Origin of the sequence: Xanthomonas hyacinthi, assembly GCF_009769165.1 — a bacterium.
GTDB classification, from domain to species: domain Bacteria; phylum Pseudomonadota; class Gammaproteobacteria; order Xanthomonadales; family Xanthomonadaceae; genus Xanthomonas_A; species Xanthomonas_A hyacinthi.
This window is the reverse complement of the sequence record NZ_CP043476.1, coordinates 4,610,169-4,629,431: the sequence shown is the minus strand read 5'-3', so window position 1 is coordinate 4,629,431 and position 19,263 is coordinate 4,610,169. Positions and strand designations below refer to the sequence as shown.

Sequence of the window (19,263 nt, the reverse complement as noted above, 5' to 3'; positions counted from 1 at the left end):
GGGGATGACGCTTCAAGGATTGGGGGAGTCCGTCATGGCCGAAGGAAGGCCGAGTCTTGCTGTTGTCGAGCTGCCGATGGAGGGGGAGGCAGCGCCCTTGCCTGAAGACCTTGGCTTGGCCGGATTGGGGCTGTTGGCACAGTTCCACGGCATCGCCGCCGATGCCGGGCAGCTGGCGCACCAGCATGGCCGAGCAGGCGAGCCGTTCGACGAGAGCACGTTGCTTCTGGCTGCCAAGCAACTCGGCCTGAAGGCCAAGTTTTCGGACATCGCTGCCGATCGCCTGGACAAGGTGGCGTTGCCGGCCCTGGCCTGGCAGCCAGATGGCGAGCATTTCATCGTCGCCAAGCTTGGGGATCAGAAGGTGTTGATCCAGAACCTGAGGCTACGCCGGCCGCAGGTGCTCACGCGCGAACAGTTCGATCAGCACTATGCGGGCCGGCTGCTGTCGGTGGCTTCCCGGGCTTCGGTGCTGGGCGAGCTGGCCAGGTTCGATTTCCGCTGGTTTGTCCCGGCAGTGGTGAAGTACCGGCGCATCCTGCTGGAAATCTTCGTCGTCTCGCTGTTCATCCAGCTGTTCGCGCTGGTCACACCGCTGTTCTTCCAGGTCGTGATGGACAAGGTGCTGGTCCACCACGGCATGACCACGCTGGAGGTCATCGCGGCCGGCTTGCTGGTCATCGCCGTGTTCGACGTGACCCTCAACGGCCTGCGCACCTATGTGTTCTCGCATACCACCAGCAAGATCGACGTGGAACTGGGCGCGCGGTTGTTCCGGCACATCCTCAACCTGCCGCTGGCCTATTTCGAGTCGCGCCGGGTCGGCCAGACCATCGCCCGCGTGCGCGAGTTGGAGAACATTCGCAGCTTCCTGACCGGGCAGGCGCTGACCTCCGTGCTGGACCTGCTGTTTACCGGGGTGTTCCTGGCGGTGATGTTCTACTACAGCGCTTGGCTCACCCTGATCGTGGTGCTGTCCCTGCCGGTCTACGCGCTGTGGTCGGCCGCCATCACCCCGGTGCTGCGCAAGCGGCTGGACGAGAAGTTCGCCCGCGGCGCGGAGAACCAGTCGTTCCTGGTCGAGACGGTCAGCGGCATCGGCACGGTCAAGGCCACCGCAGTGGATCCGCGCATGGCACGGACCTGGGACACCCAACTGGCCGGTTACGTCGGCGCCGGGTTCCGGGTCACGCGGCTGGCCAACATCGGCCAGCAGGGCGTGCAACTGGTGCAGAAGCTGGTCGGGGTCGGCGTCCTCTTCTTCGGGGCCAAGCTGGTCATCGACGGCAAGCTCTCGGTCGGCCAGCTGATCGCGTTCAACATGCTCTCCGGACAGGTGTCCGCGCCGATCGTGCGCCTGGCCCAGCTGTGGCAGGATTTCCAGCAGGTCGGGATCTCGGTCGAGCGGCTGGGCGACATTCTCAATACCCGCACGGAAGTGCCCGGCAGCCGCATGGTGCTGCCGCCGATCCAGGGCAGGGTGACGTTCGACCAACTCACGTTCCGCTATCGCCCCGACACAGCTGACGTGCTGTCAGGCATCGACCTTGATATCGCGCCGGGCGAGGTCATCGGCATCGTCGGCCGCTCCGGTTCGGGCAAGAGCACCCTGACCAAGCTGGTGCAGCGACTGTATGTGCCGCAGGGTGGGCGGGTACTGGTCGATGGCCACGACCTGGCCTTGGCCGACCCGGCGTGGCTGCGCCGGCAACTGGGCGTGGTGCTACAGGAGAACTTCCTGTTCAACCACAGCATCCGCGAGAACATCGCGCTCGGCGACCCCGGCATGCCGCTGGAGCGGGTGATCCAGGCCGCGCAGCTGGCCGGCGCCCACGAGTTCATCCTGCAACTGCCCGAAGGCTACGACACCAAGGTCGGCGACAACGGCGCCGGCCTGTCCGGCGGACAGCACCAGCGCATCGCCATCGCAAGGGCATTGGTGACCAAGCCGCGCATCCTGATCTTCGACGAAGCCACCAGCGCGCTGGACTATGAGTCGGAGCATGCGGTGATGCAGAACATGCGCGAGATCTGCAAGGGCCGCACCGTGCTGATCATTGCTCATCGCCTGTCCACGGTGCGCATGGCGAACCGGATCGTCGTCGTCGACAAGGGGCGGATTGTCGAGACCGGTAAGCATGAGGAATTGGTCGACCGTCCGGGCGGGCAGTACGCCCACCTGTACAAGCTGCAGCAGGGAATCGCATGAAGCACCTTTGGGAAGCAGCGAAGGAGTTCCTGGGTCGCTACCGGCAGGCGTTCGGTGCGGCATGGAAGATCCGCCAGCAGCTGGACCCACCCAAACGAACCGAAGACGAACTGGCATTCCTGCCCGCCCAACTGGAACTGATCGAAAGCCCGGTCTCGCCGACGGCGCGATGGACGGCCCGGATCATCATGGCCCTGTTCGTGGTGGCCCTGCTATGGGCGGTCATCGGCAAGCTGGACATCGTCGCTGTCGCCCCGGGCAAGACCGTGGTCGGCAGCCGCACCAAGGTGATCCAGCCAGCCGAAACCGCAGTGGTCCGCCAGATCCTGGTGCGGGACGGCCAAGTGGTGAAGCAAGGCGACCTGCTGGTGGAACTGGATGCCACCGCCACGGGGGCTGAGTATCAACAGGCCGATGAGTCCCTGATTAGCGGAAAACTGGCAGAGCTACGTTATGGCGCCATGGTGCAGGCGCTGGAATCCAGTGTGCTGTCACAGACACCTCCAGTGTCGCCTGGTCTGACGGAGGACCAGGTAAAAGCGACATGGCAGTTGACCAGCAGCGAGTTCGCAAGTTTCCAGGCCCAGCAGCAACGGCTGGAGACCACGATCGAGCAACAGCAGGCCCAGGCGCAGACTGTACTCAGTCAGATCGATCCGCTGCAACGCAGCCTGGACATCGCCCGCGAAAGAGTGGCGGACATGGAACGTCTGCTTGGCAGCCAGTACGTCAGCAAGCACGAATATTTGGCGCGCAAACAGGAGATGGTCGAAATGGAACGCCTGCTGGCAGTCCAACGCGCCAGCGTGGTCGAGTCTCAATCGGCCATCGCTGGGGCAAGAGAGGAGTTGCGGGTGCTGGTCGCGGACACACGGCAAAAGACTTATGACGGATTACGGCAGGCGCGGGAGCAGATCGGGCAGTACGCTCCGCAGGTAGTGAAGACGGAGCAGCGCAACCAGCTGATGCAACTCCGCGCGCCGGTCGACGGCACGGTGCAACAACTGGCCATCCATACGGTTGGCGGCGTGGTCACGCCGGCGCAGGAGTTGATGCTGGTGGTACCCAGTGAAGAATTGCTGGAAGTCGAAGCCACCGTTCTCAACAAGGATATCGGCTTCGTGCGGCCGGGGCAGCTGGCGACGGTGAAGGTGGAGAGCTTCCCCTACACCCGCTACGGCTACTTGACCGGCATCGTCGAAACGGTGTCGCACGACGCGGCCCAGGACGAAAACATGGGCTTGATCTTCCCGGCGCGGGTGAAGCTGAGCCAGGCACACCTGGTGATTGACGGCGTGCGCGTGGCGCTGACGCCGGGCATGAGCCTGAGCGTGGAGATCAAGACCGGCAAGCGGCGCGTGATCGACTACCTACTCAGCCCGTTGCAACAGCACGGTGCGGAAGCCCTTAGAGAACGATGATATGGAATGGGTCGCACCCGGCACAAACAATCTCGCACTGATGCCCATCCGCAATCTGCACGCATCACGTATTCGTCAATTATCTCATCCTGATGATTGTGTGCTTGCTTCCGAGGAAGATGGAAGGTGCCCTTCAACGCCGAATCAAAAAGCGAACGGTAGGCTTATATGAGAAAGACTGCACCGCATGGATGTAGCGCACGTCGATCCATCATCGCCGCAGCGCTGGGCGTAGGGATTGCTGCAAATGCTTGCACTGGAGGCGAAGGGAATATGTTCCGGCATCCGATACCTGGAAACGGTCAGCTTGAAGGGGAGTTGAGAATCCATCAAAAGGATACTTATTCCATCGCCATCGAGGCGATTATCGCCCCATCCATTCCAAACGCGAGGCAACACGCATGGAATTACCTTGAGACACCAAATGCCTCGGTGCCTCTGCATATTGAGATTTCCATTCATAAGGACGATGGAACTCTGGTTTTCAGCGGGGACGCTGTGGATCCAAAGCTGAGTTCTTGGAATGCCAAGAAGCTGTACCTCGAAGTCGCACGCGTTCAGCTCATGTCAGGTCACTATCGAGTCCGTTCGACCCAAACCGGAAAGGACTTAAGTCAGCAGCCTAGCTTCAAATCCAACCTCGTCATCACGCCGGCTTACGAAGGAAAATAGGGGGATTTGCCAATGCCAACCGTCACCGTACACATCGCCAATGGTGGTGCACCGCTCGCCAATGGAGACCAATCCGCCGCCGGCCACATGTGGTATGAAATTAGCGATGGGATAACAACCGAAAGTTATGGCTTCGCTCCAGATAATGGTATGCCTTATGGACAGGGTTCAGTTCATACTGACGATACGGCTAACTATCAGGAAGTGGCGCATTATCAGTCCTTTGAGATTTCGCAAAGCCAGTTTGAGGCCCTCCAGAGCTTCGGGCAGGATCCGACCTCCTATGGATTCTCGGAATACTACCAGTGGAACAGTAACAGCTGCATCGACTTCACTTGGAAAGCATTGGAGCAAGCTGGACTCAATCCATCGGGCTTCGAAGGGCATATTTTCCCCAAAGACAACATCCACGACGTCGAACGGATCAAGCCACCTAAGCGCCCCGGGAGCTGGTATGACCAGTTCCTCGAGGACCTCCGCGATCGGTATGACGGGGTCCAGGACCGTACCTATCGCATCGTCCGCTACGATCCGCTCGCGCTGGACCTCGATGGCGATGGGTTGATCTCGACCATCGCGGAAAACAACTATGCCGGTGCGCTGTTTGACCACGATGGCGACGGCATCCGCACTGCGACAGGGTGGGTGGGCTCGAGCGACGGTCTGCTGGTACGTGATCTGGACGGAGATGGCCTGATCACCAGCGGTTCCGAACTGTTCGGAGACCGGACACAGCGCAGCGATGGAAGTCTTGCCGAACATGGATTTGCAGCACTTGCGGATCTGGATGAGGACAGCGATGGCGTGGTAGACGCCTCGGACAGCGGGTTTGGCACGTTGCGGGTCTGGCAGGATCTAGACGGCGACGGAATCACTGACGCGGGTGAACTTAGGACACTGGCCGAACTCGGCATCGTTAACATAGCGACGGGCTTCACCACGCCGAGCAATGGCGAGGTCTCCGGCGGAAGCTTGATGGGGACTGGAACATTTTCAAGAGTGGCCGAGGGCGGCGTGATCGTGCAGGGAGTCGTTGGTGATTTCAACTTCGACCACGACGGGACTCGCTCGGACTACCTGGACGACGTTGAGGTGCCGGCTGATTTCGCCGACCTGCCTGACATGGAGGGGGTTGGCCTTCTGCGCGATCTTCGCCAAGCAGCCACGTTGTCCGAGTCGCTGGAGACCTCGTTGCGGGCACTCGGTTCGGCCGGGACGCGCGCAGCCCAACTCGCGCTGATAGATGACGTGCTCCTTGAATGGGCCAAGACCAGCCCGGCGTGGCAGGACCTACCCATCCTGCTCCATTCGGGTGGCGGTGTAGAGGATCCCTCATCCGAAAATATTGTCCGCTTGCGTCCCGGCGAAGTGATTATGTGGCCGGATCCTGTCGAACTCGATGCCGCCGACAAGCTCGTTATCCGCACGGTTGAAGCGATCCTGGGTCTTTCCTCAACGCAGGATATCTGGTGGGGCGATCAAAACTTGGCTCAGTACCGCGATATCCATGCGCGGATTCTCGATGCCATGTACGCCGAATTGGTGGTCCAGACGCGCCTGGAGCCGTACCTGGAGACGGTTTCGCTCCAGTGGTCAACAACCGAGCAGCGCGTGATCTGGGATTTCTCGCAGATCGATGCGCTGCTGACGCAGCGCTACGCGACCGATCCGCTCAATGCGACGATCGATCTGGCGGAGCTGTTGAAGTACCAGGGGCAGGAATTGGCGGCGATGGGCTATCGCAGCGGATTCGACCTGCTGCAGTCGTGGGCTTCCGCCGGAGCTGCGGATCCCTCCTTGATCAGCGCGCTGCAGGAAATCGGCGTCATCCTCACGTCCTCAACATCAGGTTACGAAAGCGCAGCGGGAGGTGCAGGGAACGACATCCTTCTCGGCACGAATCAGACGGATGGCGATACGCTGCGTGGCGGCGACGGCGAAGACTTGGTACATGCGGGTGCCGGCAACGATTCGATATACGGCGATGCCGGTAACGACACAATCCTGGCCGGCGCCGGCGATGACTACGTTGCCGGTGGTGCTGGCAACGACCTGGTGCTTGGCGAGGATGGACGCGACTCGCTGCGGGGCGACGCCGGCGACGACATCCTGGATGGCGGCGCCGGCAACGACGCGATCTACGGCGGCGAGGGGAACGACCGAATCTACGGCGGACGCGGCGACGACTTCCTCTCCGGCGATGCCGGCAACGACCTGTATGTGTTTCGGCGTGGTGACGGTCACGATATCATCAGTAACTACGATACTACGGCGGGCCGGCAGGACACGCTCCTGTTGGAAGACCTGCTACCCGGCGCCATCAAGATTTGGCGTAGCGGCAACTACCTTTGCATCTCGATCGTGGGGACTGACGACCGCATCGACATCCAGGAATTCTTCAGGGATGACGGCACGAGCGCATACCGTGTTGACAGGATCCAGTTCGCGGATGGCACGATCTGGGACGTGGAAGAGATCAAGACCCGGGTCCTGTCTGCGACAGAAGGCGACGACGACCTGTATGGATACGAGACCGATGACGTCATTTCCGGTGGCGATCATAGCGACTGGCTGTCCGGGCGCGGCGGCAACGATACGTTGTCGGGCGGAGACGGGAATGACAGTCTCCAGGGCGACGATGGCGACGACGTGCTCCACGGCGACGCCGGCAACGACAGCCTTGTGGGCGGTACCGGTGCGGACCAGCTCTTCGGCGGGATAGATAACGATCGACTCGATGGTGGGGAAGGTAACGACCAACTCACAGGCGGGGCCGGTGACGATCAGCTCGATGGCGGCAGGGGCAACGACGTCTATCTCTTCGCCAGCGGATTCGGAAGCGACGTCATCTCCAACTTCGACAGCGCCGCGAACCGGCTGGACATCGTGGAGTTTTCCGCCGATATCGACGTATCGCAGGTTACCGTACGTCGCGATGGCAACGACCTGTTGCTGACGGTCGCCGGTACCGATCAGCTGCGTGTGGTTTCCTACTTCGTCGACGATGGTAGCGGAGCCTACCGCATCGACGAATTCCGCTTCGCTTCCGGCACGGTCTGGCAGGTGGGCGATGTGCTCGCGATGGCGCAGGTCGGCACTGATGGCGATGATGTTCTGCGCGGATACGCCGGTAACGACGTGATCTCGGGAGGTATGGGCGACGACGACATTCATGGCGCAGCGGGCGACGACGTCCTCAACGGCGGCGCGGGAATGGACCTGATCGACGGCGGCGCCGGCGATGACGAGGTTCATGGGGGCGACGGCAGCGACACGCTTTTCGGCGGCGATGGCGCAGATCTTGTCACCGGCGGCGCGGACATGGACGCGTTGTCCGGTGGCGACGGCAACGATCGTCTGGAGGGTGGTGGTGACCGCGATTGGCTCCATGGTGGTGCAGGCGACGACGAACTGTTCGGTGGAGAGGGTGATGACGAACTGATTGGCGCAGCGGGCGCAGATCACCTGACAGGTGGCCAGGGCGACGATCGTCTCGAAGGTGGTGAAGGCGACGATCACTACTACTTCAATCGCGGGGACGGGCGCGACGACATCCGCGACGCGCAAGGACTCACAACGATCCAACTTGCCGACCTGACGTTGGCAGAGATGGTATTCCGCCGCAATGGCACGAGCCTAAGCATTCGCTTTGGAACTAGTGCTGACGACGAACTTGTCCTGGATGACTTCTTCGATCCCCAGTCCGGCTTGGCCCTCCTCGGCTTGCGATTGGTTGCTGACGGTGGCGCGCCCTGGGATCTGTCGATGTTGGATCTGGACGCAGAAGTCATGAGGGGCACGTCCGTCGCCGACGTGATTTACGGCAACTCCCTCGGCAACGTGATCGACGGTCTTGATGGCGCGGATACAATCTACGCGGAGGGGGGCGATGACACTCTCCACGGCGGGCTGGGCGATGACGCGCTGCACGGACAGGATGGGGCTGACCAGCTGTTCGGCGACGAGGGCAATGATCTTCTGTCCGGTGGTGCAGGCAACGACAGCTTGACCGGCGGCGGCGGGCACGATCATCTGGACGGCGGCGCAGGCGCCGACTACATGGCGGGCGGTACCGGCGACGATCTCTATGACGTTGACGGTGCGGACGATGTCGTCGTGGAGGCCACTGGGGCCGGGGTCGACACGATCCGCAGCCAGGTGAGCTACGCACTGCCCGAGCATGTCGAGACGCTGGAGTTGGTCGGCAGCGCCGACATAGATGCCACCGGCAACGATCAGGCCAATGAACTGCGAGGGAACTCGGGCGACAACATCCTCGACGGGCGCGACGGAGATGACCTGCTGCTTGGCGGCCAGGGTAGCGACACACTGTGGGGTGGACAGGGCAACGACCATCTTGACGGCGGTGCGGGTGTGGATCGGATGAATGGCGGCGCTGGAGACGATCTCTACTTCGTGGACGATTCCGCGGACGTCATTTCCGAGTTGGCCGGCCAAGGCGTGGATACCGTTCACGCCACCAGCGATTACGCTCTGTCGGCAAACGTGGAACAACTGGTCCTGGTCGAAGGCAGCGGTGCCTACGAAGGCTCCGGCAATACGCTGGACAACGCACTGACCGGCAACAGCAATGACAACCGTCTGGATGGCGGAGCCGGGGCCGACACCCTCGCCGGTGGCTTGGGCAATGACACCTACGTGGTCGATCAGGTTGGGGATGTCGTCGTTGAGGATGCAGATGAAGGCGTCGATACGGTCGAATCCAGCATCGGCTATACGCTGGGCGCGACCCTGGAGAACCTGACCCTGCTGGGCGATGCCGACCTCGACGCGACCGGCAACGATGGCGACAACGTGATCCACGGCAACGCCGGCAACAACCAGATCGTCGGTGGTGCCGGCGCCGATACCCTGTACGGCGGCACGGGCGACGACTTCTACGTGGCCGTGTCCGCCTCCGACAGCGTGCACGAGTACGCGGGCGAGGGCATCGATACCGTCGAGCGTGTGTTCGAGACCAACCTGGTCCTGGAAAGCAACGTCGAGAACCTGATCCTGGGCGCCGGCATCACCACCGGTAACGGCAATGGGCTGGACAACACGATCACCGGCAACGCCGGCGACAATAGCCTGGGCGGTTGGGATGGCGACGATACGTTGCACGGGCGGGAGGGCGACGACAACCTGTTCGGCGTGAACGGCAACGACACACTGTACGGTGGCGCGGGCAACGACTACCTCGACGGCGGCACCGGGGTGGACTATCTCGAAGGCGGGGCCGGCAACGACGTCTACATCACCGACGACAGCGACGATGTCGTGGTCGAAGCGGCGGGCGAAGGCACGGACCAAGTCCAGACCACGGCCTCCTACGCCCTGTCGGCGAACATCGAGAACCTGTTCCTGACCGGCAGTGCGGCCATCAATGGCACCGGCAACGACTTGGACAACTACATTGCCGGCAATGGTGCCGCCAACGTGATCGATGGCGCCGGTGGCGATGACACGATCGTGGCCGGTGATGGCGACGATACCCTGATCGGTGGCACGGGCGACGACAAGTATGTCTTCGACGCCAGTTCTGGAAGCGACGTCATTGACAACAGCGACGGCGGCTTCGACGGGGTGTTCTTCACCAACGGCATCACCCGCGAACGCCTGTCGTTCGACCGCGACGGCGACGACCTGCTGATCTTCGTCGACGCTGTATCAACGCCCTCGGTGCGGGTGCTGAACCACTTCCTCGGTGGCGATGCCGCGATCGACTACGTGCAGCCGGACGGTGGCTACTACCTGACCACGGCCGAGATCAACCAGATCGTGGCAGGGAGCAGCACCGGCGGCGAGTATGACCAGGTCATCGAAGGCACCGCCGCCAGCGAGCAACTGGTGGGCAGTTCGGGCAAGGACCTGATCAAGGGCCTGGCCGGCAACGACCAATTGTTCGGCATGGGCGGAAACGACACTCTGCAGGGCGGCGACGGCGACGACTACCTGTCCGGCGGCAATGGCAGCGGCTCCGCTTCGGGCGACGACCGCCTGGAAGGCGGCGCCGGTGCGGACACACTGGTAGGCGAGGAGGGGGTCAACACTCTGATCGGTGGCGCCGGCGACGACAACTACGTCTACGGCGGCGGCCAGGACACGATCGACAACACCGGCGGTGGTACCGATGGCGTGTTCTTCAACAACGGGATCACTGCCAGTGATCTGACCTTCTACCAGGATGCCGATGATCTGGTCATTACCGTGGCCGGCAACGCCAGCGGGTTCGTGCGCGTGACCGGACACTTCCTCGGTGGCGATCTGGCGCTTGACTTTGTCCAGCCCGCCAGCGGAAGCATGTTGAACACGGCTGCGATCAATGCCCTGGCCCAGTCAGGCTATCCGGGTGGTGGGGAGACAGGCGTGGGCGATCCCGATCCGGGTGATGGTGATCCTGGCACTGGTGGCAACGAAGGTAACGACGCGGACTACTCGAATGTCGTCACCGGCACGGCGAGCGGCGAGCAGTTGCTGGGGAGTTCGGGGCGGGATCTGATCCATGGCCTGGGCGGCGATGACACCGTGTTCGGATTTGGTGGTGACGACAAGCTCGATGGCGGCGACGGCAACGACTACTTGTCCGGCGGAAACGGCAGCTTCAGCGGCTCGGGCAACGACATCCTGATGGGTGGGGCGGGCGATGACCAACTGGTCGGCGAGGATGGTGACGATGTGCTGTTCGGCGGTGCGGGCAACGATACGTACTTCTATGCCGAAGGCTCGGGTGCAGACACGGTCGACAACACGGGGGGGGGTACCGATTGGCTGTACTTCTCCGATGTCGACAGCAGCCGCCTGAGCTACCACCAGGACGGCGACGATCTGGTGGTGCTGGTCGATGGCGATATGTCACAAGGCTTCCGAGTGCTCAACCACTTCCTGGGAGGCGAGGCGTCCATTGCTTATGTCCAGCCATCGAGTGGAAATGCACTGTCGGCGGCACAGATCGCCAATCAGCTGACCCCGTTGCCCAGCAGTCTCGTTGGCAGTGCATCGCTGGTGCAGACGTTGAGTGCGTCAGTGCAGCAGATCGAAACAAGCGAAACGTCGTCGGAGTCGATTACCGATACGGGCACGGACGCGCAACTCGCCACGGTCTCGCCCAAGGTTGCTCTGTTGGTGCAGGACCAGGTGCTTGAAACATCGATGGGCGGCAAGGCAGACGTGGCAACGCCACCAGCGCAGAAGGCACGCAAGTTGCCAGCGAAGTTCCTGGGCGAGTCCGCAGATGCTTGGGATGAAATTGATCTATGGAGCCAAGAGTATGGTTGGCGAGTGCCGCTGAGTCGTTCCGTACTGGAGGATCGCGCGGACCTGATGCGTCAAGAAAGCATCGGCCTGAGTGGTACGGCCCTACAGGACCAGGTGCACTCCCCTGATCTGGATCAGTTGATCTCGGCGATGGCTGGATTCCGTGGAGTCGAGGTTGAGGCGACGGCCCTTATGGTGCATGAACGTCATCAGAGTCTGCAGCTGACAGGGCGGTCTCAAGAATCAAGTGCAACACGTGATTTGAAGGCGAGGATTTCCTTCTCCATGGCCGCTGCCGGCGTGGCCCAGCCTAATGTCTGGCGAGGACGCCCATTCATCAGCTTGGCGACGTGATTGAGGTACTCCTGGCTCGCTTGCGACAAGTCCACGCCCTTGGGCAGGAACTGGCGCAGCAGGCCATTGGTGTTCTCGTTGCTGCCCCGCTGCCACGGCGCATACGGATCGGCGAACCACACGTCGATGTTCAACCCTCGCATCAGCTCCTCGTAACAGGTCAGTTCCGTTCCGCGGTCGTAGGTCAGGCTCTCGCGCAGGAAGGCCGGCAGCTTCTTCATCTGGCGAGTGAAGCCTTCCAGCGCGGCGTCCGCGGTGCAGCCATCCATCCTGCACAGCACCACGAAGCGTGTCTTGCGCTCGACCAGCGTGCCCACGCAGGACCGGTTGAACGCGCCCTTGATCAGGTCGCCCTCCCAATGCCCCGGCAGCAGGCGCTGTTCCACCGCTTCGGGCCGATGCACGATGCGCAGCTCCTCCGGTACCCAGGTGCGCGCCGCTGCTGTGGTGCGCCTGCGGCCTCGCGTGGGCTTGCTCTGGCGCAATGCATCGACCAGGGCCTGCTTCAGGCCGCCGCGCGGATGCGCGTAGATGGCCGCGTAGATCGTCTCGTGACTGACCCGCTGGCTGGCGTCGTCTGGATGCATGTCCCGCAGTGTGGCCGCGATCTGCTGCGGCGACCAGCGATCGAACACAAGACGGTCGTGGACGAACTCGAACAGCACCGCGCCCGCGATCAGCTTGCGTGCTCGTACGCTGCGCGATCGCCGCGATCGATACACCAGGGCTGCCGCATGCGCCGAGTACACGCCGCTGTCCAGACGCCGGATCTCGCGGCTCAGCGTCGATGCGCTACGCCCCAGGCGGCGACCGATCCCACGAAGACTCGTTCCCCGATCGCGTTCGACCTGAAGCACCGCGCGTTCCTCACTACTCAGATGACTGTACTGTCTTCCCATCGCAACACCCTACGCTCTGTGAGGTGTTGCACTTGGAAGTTGAGTCTGCCCAGCATCGGCCATCTGATCCAGTTGCATGGTGGACAGAGCCCCTGCCCGATGACGGGCAGGGGCTTTCTATTTCGGCCCCACCTTCTGCAAGCCGCGCGTCAGATCATTGCGTAAGATGTAGCGGGGGCACGTACTTTATCTCGCCGGTAGCGGCCAAGGACTCCAGCACTGCGGGCGCTGGTCTCCACGCCATTTCGAACACGTCAATGACCATGTCTTCGCAGGTGTGCCCCTCGAGCAAGTGTGGCCGGGGTGGGTGCAGCGGTAGTCCAAAGTTTTGGAAGCAGTCGCTACGTCAATGCCCACCATCTTCTCGCGCGACAGCGAGCTCCCCCTACTGACCCGTGCCACTAATTGCCGATTCGGAAGATTTATCGAGGGTACGGAAAATTGAGGTCCGCGACGAAGATACATTGCAAACTATTCCCGCGAGCCTACGCGCCCACGCGCAGCACTTAGGCTTGCGCTAAACGAGTCCGTCAGCCAACTCTCTGAGGGGACTGGTTTAATGCAAGCAATTCGTACGCGGAGGCAGCGGTCATCTCGTTGGACGAACTGAACTGTCCGTTTCCGACGCATAGCGAAGCTTGTTCAGTAACGCTACCGGATGCCGGAATTGCAACTGTAAGCTACTAACGAAGCCGGGGACTACCGAGCCGCCGAACTACCGAGGAAAAAAGGACCGTATGGATAAGTGGCGCTGCGAGACAAGCAAAGAGCTTGAGATGACTATAGGTCGGTATGGGCCGGGCGTTCTCTATAGGGGGCAAAACCAGCACTACGCTGGCACAGACGGTCAGCCTTCGTTATCGACTTCGTTCCAGCGTCAGGGCTGCGTGCCCGATCTGATGATTAAATGGACCTATTACGCAAAGAGGGCTCTGCAACATCTAGTGCGCGGTTGGAAGGAAACCGACGATGCAGCCACAAACCAAGCGATCCTTCAGCACTATGGATTTCGCTCATTCTTCCTTGACGCTTCTGGCAATCCGCACGTTGCCGCTTGGTTCGCAAGCAATAGGTTCGAGTCGAAAATCGCGGTGAACATGGTTGAAGACTGTTTCGAAGACCCTGTGTGGCTGCGCACACTCAATGCTAGGTTTGTACCCGCGGAAGACGTAGGGCATCTCTACCTGATAAGCCAAAAGGCGCTCCGTCAATGCGGAATTCAGGCAGTCCACTTATCAGAAATAGCCACCAATGAGGGAGCCCCGCGATATGTTCGACAGGACACCTACATGGTTGGCCCCTTAATTCAGAGTGGCCTGCATGTTGATTGCGTACTTGCTCATATAACTGCGCCAGCTGAAGTATTGCGCGAATTCGCGGGGGAGTGCAACGCTGAATGGTTATTCCCTGAGCCATCGGATGACCCAGTGTATGCTGAGCTGCTCGCGATGCCTTGGGAGAAGATGCTACATGTTCCGGATGATGGCCTCGAAGCATTTAGGCGATCGCTAGAGCTTCCAGAGTATTCGTACCATCTCCAGAAGCACATGCCGCCTAGAAGTGCCATGTATCGCCCGTTTTGGACGAGAGATCTTCCGCCTCCTTCAAATTGTCAAACCTCGGCCCATATACAGATGGCCCAAGTCCTCTGTGGCAGTACCCTATACCACGGAGTCAGCGCGCCTCGCTTCATCCTTTCGGAGCTAAATAAGCTGCTTAAAAGCTACGACGAGATATCCATCGAGCTTGATGGCCTGGTTTATCACGGGATGGGCACTCATTACGGGAAGGGCGTGGGAATCGTAAATATGCCTGGAGACATTGTCTGCGTTTTTGAATATGGCGTTGATCATCCCGGACTACGCATCATGGAGATCGGGCGCTTCTACGGATTGCACTATCGGATCAACGCCGAGGGGAGCTGGGAGCGGGTTTTGCACGAGGAAGACTGTGCGTGCGGCTCCGATCACACGGAAAATTTCAGGTTACTTGGCAGAGTGGATCTTGCATTGAAGGATGGGTGGATAAAATGCGTCGAACCCGGCCTTTACGTGCAAAAAGATGTTGATCCAACCTCTGATCCGAGAGCTACTTGGGGCGAGCCCTACTAACAAGTTCGCGCGAATGTCGACGAATAGGGATCAGAACTGGTTATCACGGGCAGGGCGACCGCCTTCTCCCGACCTACAACAGCCGGAGGGGTCCACTGCGATCTCTTTTCACGACGACGACATGGCCAGCGTTGCCCACGTCCGTGCAAACCTTCTCGCCAGCAATCAGAGTGAGTTTGTTTTTGTCGCTCATCTTGATCCTGGGCGGCGACATCAATCAGCGCGGCTCGCGCGGGCGGACGCTTTGGCAGTTTACTTGGCACGGCGTCGTGGCGCGTAGCTCGATTGCAAGCACTCTTGCCAGATTCACTGTGCTGTAGATGATCGCATCATCAGCCCAAGCTCTCGACCCGCCACCCGTTGCCGATGAGAATTTTTTGGTCTTCCGTGTTGAGGCGCTCACTGTTGATCGCGAGGCATAGAAAACGCGTGGGTCGGGAAAACCCGACGTAGGCATAACGCATCTGGGCGGGGAGGGTCTTGAGCGGCTTGCCCTTGACCGTCTTGCGCCCGGTCTGACGCGCGATGGCTTCGACAACATCGAATCGCTTTGAGTAGCGTCCGATTGACTCAAGATAGAGCGTTGCGAGCTGCGTCTCGCCCTTGGTGTTGCCCACGGTATCGACGGTGACATTGACAAAGCGCCCGTTCGCTTCGACGGCACCGGTCCGCAGCTGGCTCTTTGAGACTGGTGCCTCATCATCACCCGTTGGATCGGCAAACACAGGCAGAACCGCGAAGGCCTCGAGCGTGATTCCCGACATCAGAGGAGCGAGCGCCTGGTAGAGCCGTCGAATGGTCTCGATACGCGTGATGTCGGTGGACCCCGAGTCTTTGTCCATTACCACATCCCGCATGGCACGTCGCAGGGGACGGAGGTCGAGGTCCTGTTCCCTCAGGGCGCGGAAAAGACGCCAGGGCTCGCGGACGTCGTCTGCTATGGGTGCTTTGGCTTCGCGCAGCGCAAGAAGCACAATGCGCCGCATGCGTTCGGAGCGGTCACCAAGTTCGACCTGCAGACGCCCCATGCCTGCGTCTTCGGCCAGAAGGCGCCAGGCGTTTGTCCCCTTGGGCGCCGCCGTCTTCGGGTTTATGGCGAGCGGCGGCCAGAAGTCCCCGACGTGACGTCCGGGCATCTCTTTCGACTCGCCGCTCCGGCGCGCGCATATGGCACGGATGTGCCCCCCGTTTGCGATGGTCTCGTCGTCAAAGGCATCAAGAACCAGCTCACCGAAATGGGGAATGACACGCTCCAGGGTTTGCTCTGTGTAGACCAGCAATGTCGGAGGCGCGGCCACATCCGGCCCCTTTCCTACCACCGGCGAGCCTTTCTCTCGGACGCTCGAGACAATGGCGGCGATGGTCGGGCCAAAGCGCCGGCTCGTGCTCATGGGCAGCTGGGGGTCTTCCGGAAACGGAGCCCCGTCTTCATCCTCATCTTCGTCGTCGCTGAAGAAGATGCGCTGGTTGATATCACCAAAGCGCTGAACAACGGCACCCCTGTCGAACGCCTTGGTCAGCAAAGCGGTCTGACTGGGTGAGGTGTCTTGCATCTCGTCAATCATCACCAACGGAAAGCGTCTCGCAAGAAGCGATGCGAGCCTTGGCGTGACAGCGAGGGCGCGCTCGGCGAACGCAAACATGTCGATGTGGCGAAAGATGCCTTCGATTGCGAGGTCTCTCTTGACCTTGCGAAGATGCTTCCCTGATGCACTGCCGGATGAGGGAAAGTTCTTGCCGGAGACAATCTCAAGGTCGGCCCCGGAAAAGCGCATCTGCCCGATGAGTTCGTTGTTGCCGGATTGATAATCCGCCCAAGCCCTTGTCGTCCCGTTCGCGCGGGCGCGGCTCCGTGCCCGCTTGGCAAACACCTCATCATCGATGACATCGACAGTGCCGCCGTCGCTGCGCAGCCGGGGCAGGGCGAGGAAGTGGTTCACAAAGCCATGGATGGTGCCAATGAAGTGCGGGTAGGCGAGCAGGCGGACGCCTTCGGACGTGCCCGCAAGGCGATGACGAATTTCGTTCGCTGCCGTGTTGGTGTGGCTGATGACACAGATGCCCTGTCGGTCTGAAGCCCACTTGCGGCTGAGCAGGTAAAGCTTGGCTGCGAGAATCGTCGTCTTGCCGCTGCCGGGCGCGGCCTGGACGTCGACCTTGCCGTTGGCCAGAAGCACCGTCCGGCACTCGGGATCGGTGAAGTCGAGTTTTGGAAACGCAACGGTGAGGCATTCGAGGTCCTCTTCTGCAATCAGCGGAATGGTCATGCAGCGCTCCCAGGCATGAGGTGGCCGATGGCGCGCTGCAGATAAGGCGGGAGGGACTTGAGCAAGGCATCGCCCTCTCCGTATCGGCCGCTCTCAAGAAGTGCTGCAGCGTACTGGGCTGCGACCGCTTTCGAGCCCTGTTTCTTGTACAGAGGTTTGTAGATTTCGCTCGCCAGTGCTGCCGGTGCGAGGCATTGTGACTTGAGCTTCTCCCAGGCTGTCTTGCGGGCCGCCTTGACCGCGTCGACGTTTTCGGCCGGAAGAAATCCTTCGTGTTTCTTGGCGGCCACCGCAAGGCCAATGGCCATGTGCATCAGTTCGCTGCAACCCGAATACGCGAGGTCATACTCCAGCGTCCAGTGTTCGGACACACACACGATGGTTTTGCCGCCAGCGGCACGGTTTTCCTTGGTCTCGCGACGGGCTTTGAGATCGTCTTGCGTGTAGTCGGAAAAAAAACGCTTCTTCGGCTTTTTCTTCTTTTTCCCGTTCTCGTCCACGCGCCCAGCGTCGCTGTCGTTCGCCTCGCAGTCTTCGCCGTCTTCGCCGTCTTCGTCGGGCGCTTCGTTGCCGCCAACGCCCGCATTCCCGGTGCCTTTTACCGGAACATAGCCCTTGGCTTCGTTTGGCACGACATCGAAGTCGGTGATGCAGGCAACCGGAACTGGGACTTCGATATCGTCCTTTCGCTGGAGGATGCGGGCGTAGTGGTACAGCCCCACGTCGCCTACGTTGACGACGGACACGCCATGCTTGGCGAGGTCAAAGCCACATGCCTTGGCAAGGGCGGGCAGCAGCAACGCTTCGCCGGGACCCTCCACGATGGCCACACCACGCGCAAAGAAGAGGTTGGCGCGGGTTGATTCGAGAAAGCGGCGAAGATAAGCGTAGTCGGATGGCTCGAGCCTCGTGCTTGCCTCGTCCAGCCGGAACGTTCGGCCCTTGACCACCAGGGTCATGGCCTGGACCGGCGCGCCAGCTACAAGTGAGGGACTGTGGGTGGTCATCACCACCTGCAAGGCGCTGTTCGCATCACTCGCTGTGTCCGACAGGAGCGCCATCACGCGGTCCTGGAGCTGGGGATGGAGGTGCGCCTCTGGCTCTTCGATAAGAAGAAGGGCGAGCTCTTCGCTGCCTTTGAGCAACACCAGTTCGGTCGCCATGAACAGCACGTTGTTGTAGCCGAGTCCACGCGGACAACGCGCGTCAGCGTCGACGCCGTCGGCGGGCTCGAGTGTCAGCTCGAACCGCTCAAGGATAGGATTGAGGGCAAGTTCGGTGGCAAGCCGGATGCGGGCGGCGAGGGTGTCGCCGGCAAACGCGAACTTGTCGAGATAGTGCGTGTTGATGCTTTCCTCGACCGCCCTGATGACCTCGTGCTTGCCCATGTGGTGCTGGGCGTGGGCCATGAGTCCCACCAGGGTCGTCGGCAATTCTCCGGTTTTTCCCCTGTCAAAGTCATTGTGCTTCTGGTCCTGCGTGTCGGGGTGCGCCGCGAGGATTTGGGACAGGCGTGAAGCGCGCCCCGGGCGCAACTCGTTTTCCGCATCACGCAATGGACGAAGGTAGGTGGTCCGCACCATCTCCCGGGCAGCCGCACCGAGCTCCGGGCCGGTACCGTCTGCGCCGCAGCGCACCTCGGTTTCGATGCGCGCGCGACGCTTTGGCGGATTGCCGGCTACCCATCTGGCGTGGAGGGTCAGGTACAGCGTGCTCGTGCCGTCCTCCTCATAGGTCAGCCATTCGAGGAGGGCTGACTCCTGGCCCTCATCCAGCCCCTTGAGGGTTGCCGAAATCGCCAGTTCGGTGGCGCGCGAGACACCGGAAACATGGAAGTCCTGTTCTTGCAGTCGGGTCGCTTCGAAGCTCGTGGTCCAGAGCACATGGCGGATGGCGTCAACAATGGCGCTCTTCCCGGCGTCGTTTTCGCCCACCAGGATGTTGAGTGTGGGTCTGAGTGTCCAGTCGAGTTTCGGCGCAGTCTTGCCGTCACCGAAGATGCGAAAATTGACGGCTTTGATTGAGTGCAGGTGCACAGCTTGCCCCTTTAGTGTGCGGATGCGCCGAGGATAG

Annotated in this window: 8 protein-coding genes; 5 read left to right on the top strand and 3 right to left on the bottom strand. The window is 61.2% G+C overall.

Features of this window, described 5'->3' with window-relative positions; all coding sequences use genetic code 11:
- The first annotated feature begins 76 nt into the window (after window positions 1-76).
- The 4 genes from FZ025_RS20295 (at window position 77) to FZ025_RS20280 (ending at window position 11,913) form a co-directional block, all read left to right on the top strand.
- Window positions 77-2,209: a type I secretion system permease/ATPase gene (locus FZ025_RS20295; protein WP_208803838.1), complete on the top strand. Its 2,133-nt coding sequence runs from the start codon at window positions 77-79 to the stop codon at window positions 2,207-2,209.
- A complete protein-coding gene (locus tag FZ025_RS20290; RefSeq protein ID WP_046978430.1) occupies window positions 2,206-3,630 on the top strand; it encodes an HlyD family type I secretion periplasmic adaptor subunit in 1,425 nt (474 codons plus the stop codon). The genes FZ025_RS20295 and FZ025_RS20290 overlap by 4 nt, the downstream gene beginning before the upstream one ends.
- A 168-nt stretch (window positions 3,631-3,798) precedes the next feature.
- Window positions 3,799-4,302 (top strand): hypothetical protein, encoded by a 504-nt coding sequence (locus FZ025_RS20285; RefSeq protein ID WP_146093643.1) that lies wholly within the window; start codon window positions 3,799-3,801, stop codon window positions 4,300-4,302.
- 12 nt (window positions 4,303-4,314) lie between these two features.
- Window positions 4,315-11,913: a calcium-binding protein gene (locus FZ025_RS20280; RefSeq protein ID WP_244292418.1), complete on the top strand. Its 7,599-nt coding sequence runs from the start codon at window positions 4,315-4,317 to the stop codon at window positions 11,911-11,913.
- On the opposite strand, the gene FZ025_RS20275 is transcribed toward FZ025_RS20280, so the two are convergent.
- Complete coding sequence (locus FZ025_RS20275) at window positions 11,796-12,812, bottom strand: IS30 family transposase (protein WP_158185607.1); 1,017 nt, start codon at window positions 12,810-12,812, stop codon at window positions 11,796-11,798. The two genes, FZ025_RS20280 and FZ025_RS20275, sit on opposite strands and share 118 nt — an antisense overlap.
- A 737-nt stretch (window positions 12,813-13,549) precedes the next feature.
- Between FZ025_RS20275 and FZ025_RS20270 the strand changes: the two genes are divergently transcribed.
- Window positions 13,550-14,923 carry an FRG domain-containing protein gene (locus tag FZ025_RS20270; RefSeq protein ID WP_046979351.1) on the top strand — a complete coding sequence of 458 codons (1,374 nt, stop codon included), beginning with the start codon at window positions 13,550-13,552 and terminating at the stop codon, window positions 14,921-14,923.
- Between the two features lie 332 nt (window positions 14,924-15,255).
- Here the strand turns inward: FZ025_RS20270 and FZ025_RS20265 are convergent, their stop codons facing one another.
- The gene (locus tag FZ025_RS20265) at window positions 15,256-17,190 is read right to left on the bottom strand and encodes a UvrD-helicase domain-containing protein (RefSeq protein WP_046979350.1); all 1,935 of its coding nucleotides are present in this window, start codon (window positions 17,188-17,190) and stop codon (window positions 15,256-15,258) included.
- Window positions 17,187-19,226, bottom strand: coding sequence for an ATP-dependent nuclease (locus FZ025_RS20260; RefSeq protein WP_046979349.1), 2,040 nt, complete (start codon window positions 19,224-19,226; stop codon window positions 17,187-17,189). The genes FZ025_RS20265 and FZ025_RS20260 overlap by 4 nt, the downstream gene beginning before the upstream one ends.
- Window positions 19,227-19,263 lie beyond the last annotated feature (37 nt).

Bases quoted from the DNA above. Each gene is read 5' to 3' on its own strand.
- FZ025_RS20295 (WP_208803838.1), top strand. From the start codon at position 77: ATGGAGGGGGAGGCAGCGCCCTTGCCTGAAGACCTTGGCTTGGCCGGA.
- FZ025_RS20280 (WP_244292418.1), top strand. From the start codon at position 4,315: ATGCCAACCGTCACCGTACACATCGCCAATGGTGGTGCACCGCTCGCC.
- FZ025_RS20265 (WP_046979350.1), bottom strand. From the start codon at position 17,190: ATGACCATTCCGCTGATTGCAGAAGAGGACCTCGAATGCCTCACCGTT.
- FZ025_RS20290 (WP_046978430.1), top strand. From the start codon at position 2,206: ATGAAGCACCTTTGGGAAGCAGCGAAGGAGTTCCTGGGTCGCTACCGG.
- FZ025_RS20270 (WP_046979351.1), top strand. From the start codon at position 13,550: ATGGATAAGTGGCGCTGCGAGACAAGCAAAGAGCTTGAGATGACTATA.
- FZ025_RS20285 (WP_146093643.1), top strand. From the start codon at position 3,799: ATGAGAAAGACTGCACCGCATGGATGTAGCGCACGTCGATCCATCATC.
- FZ025_RS20275 (WP_158185607.1), bottom strand. From the start codon at position 12,812: ATGGGAAGACAGTACAGTCATCTGAGTAGTGAGGAACGCGCGGTGCTT.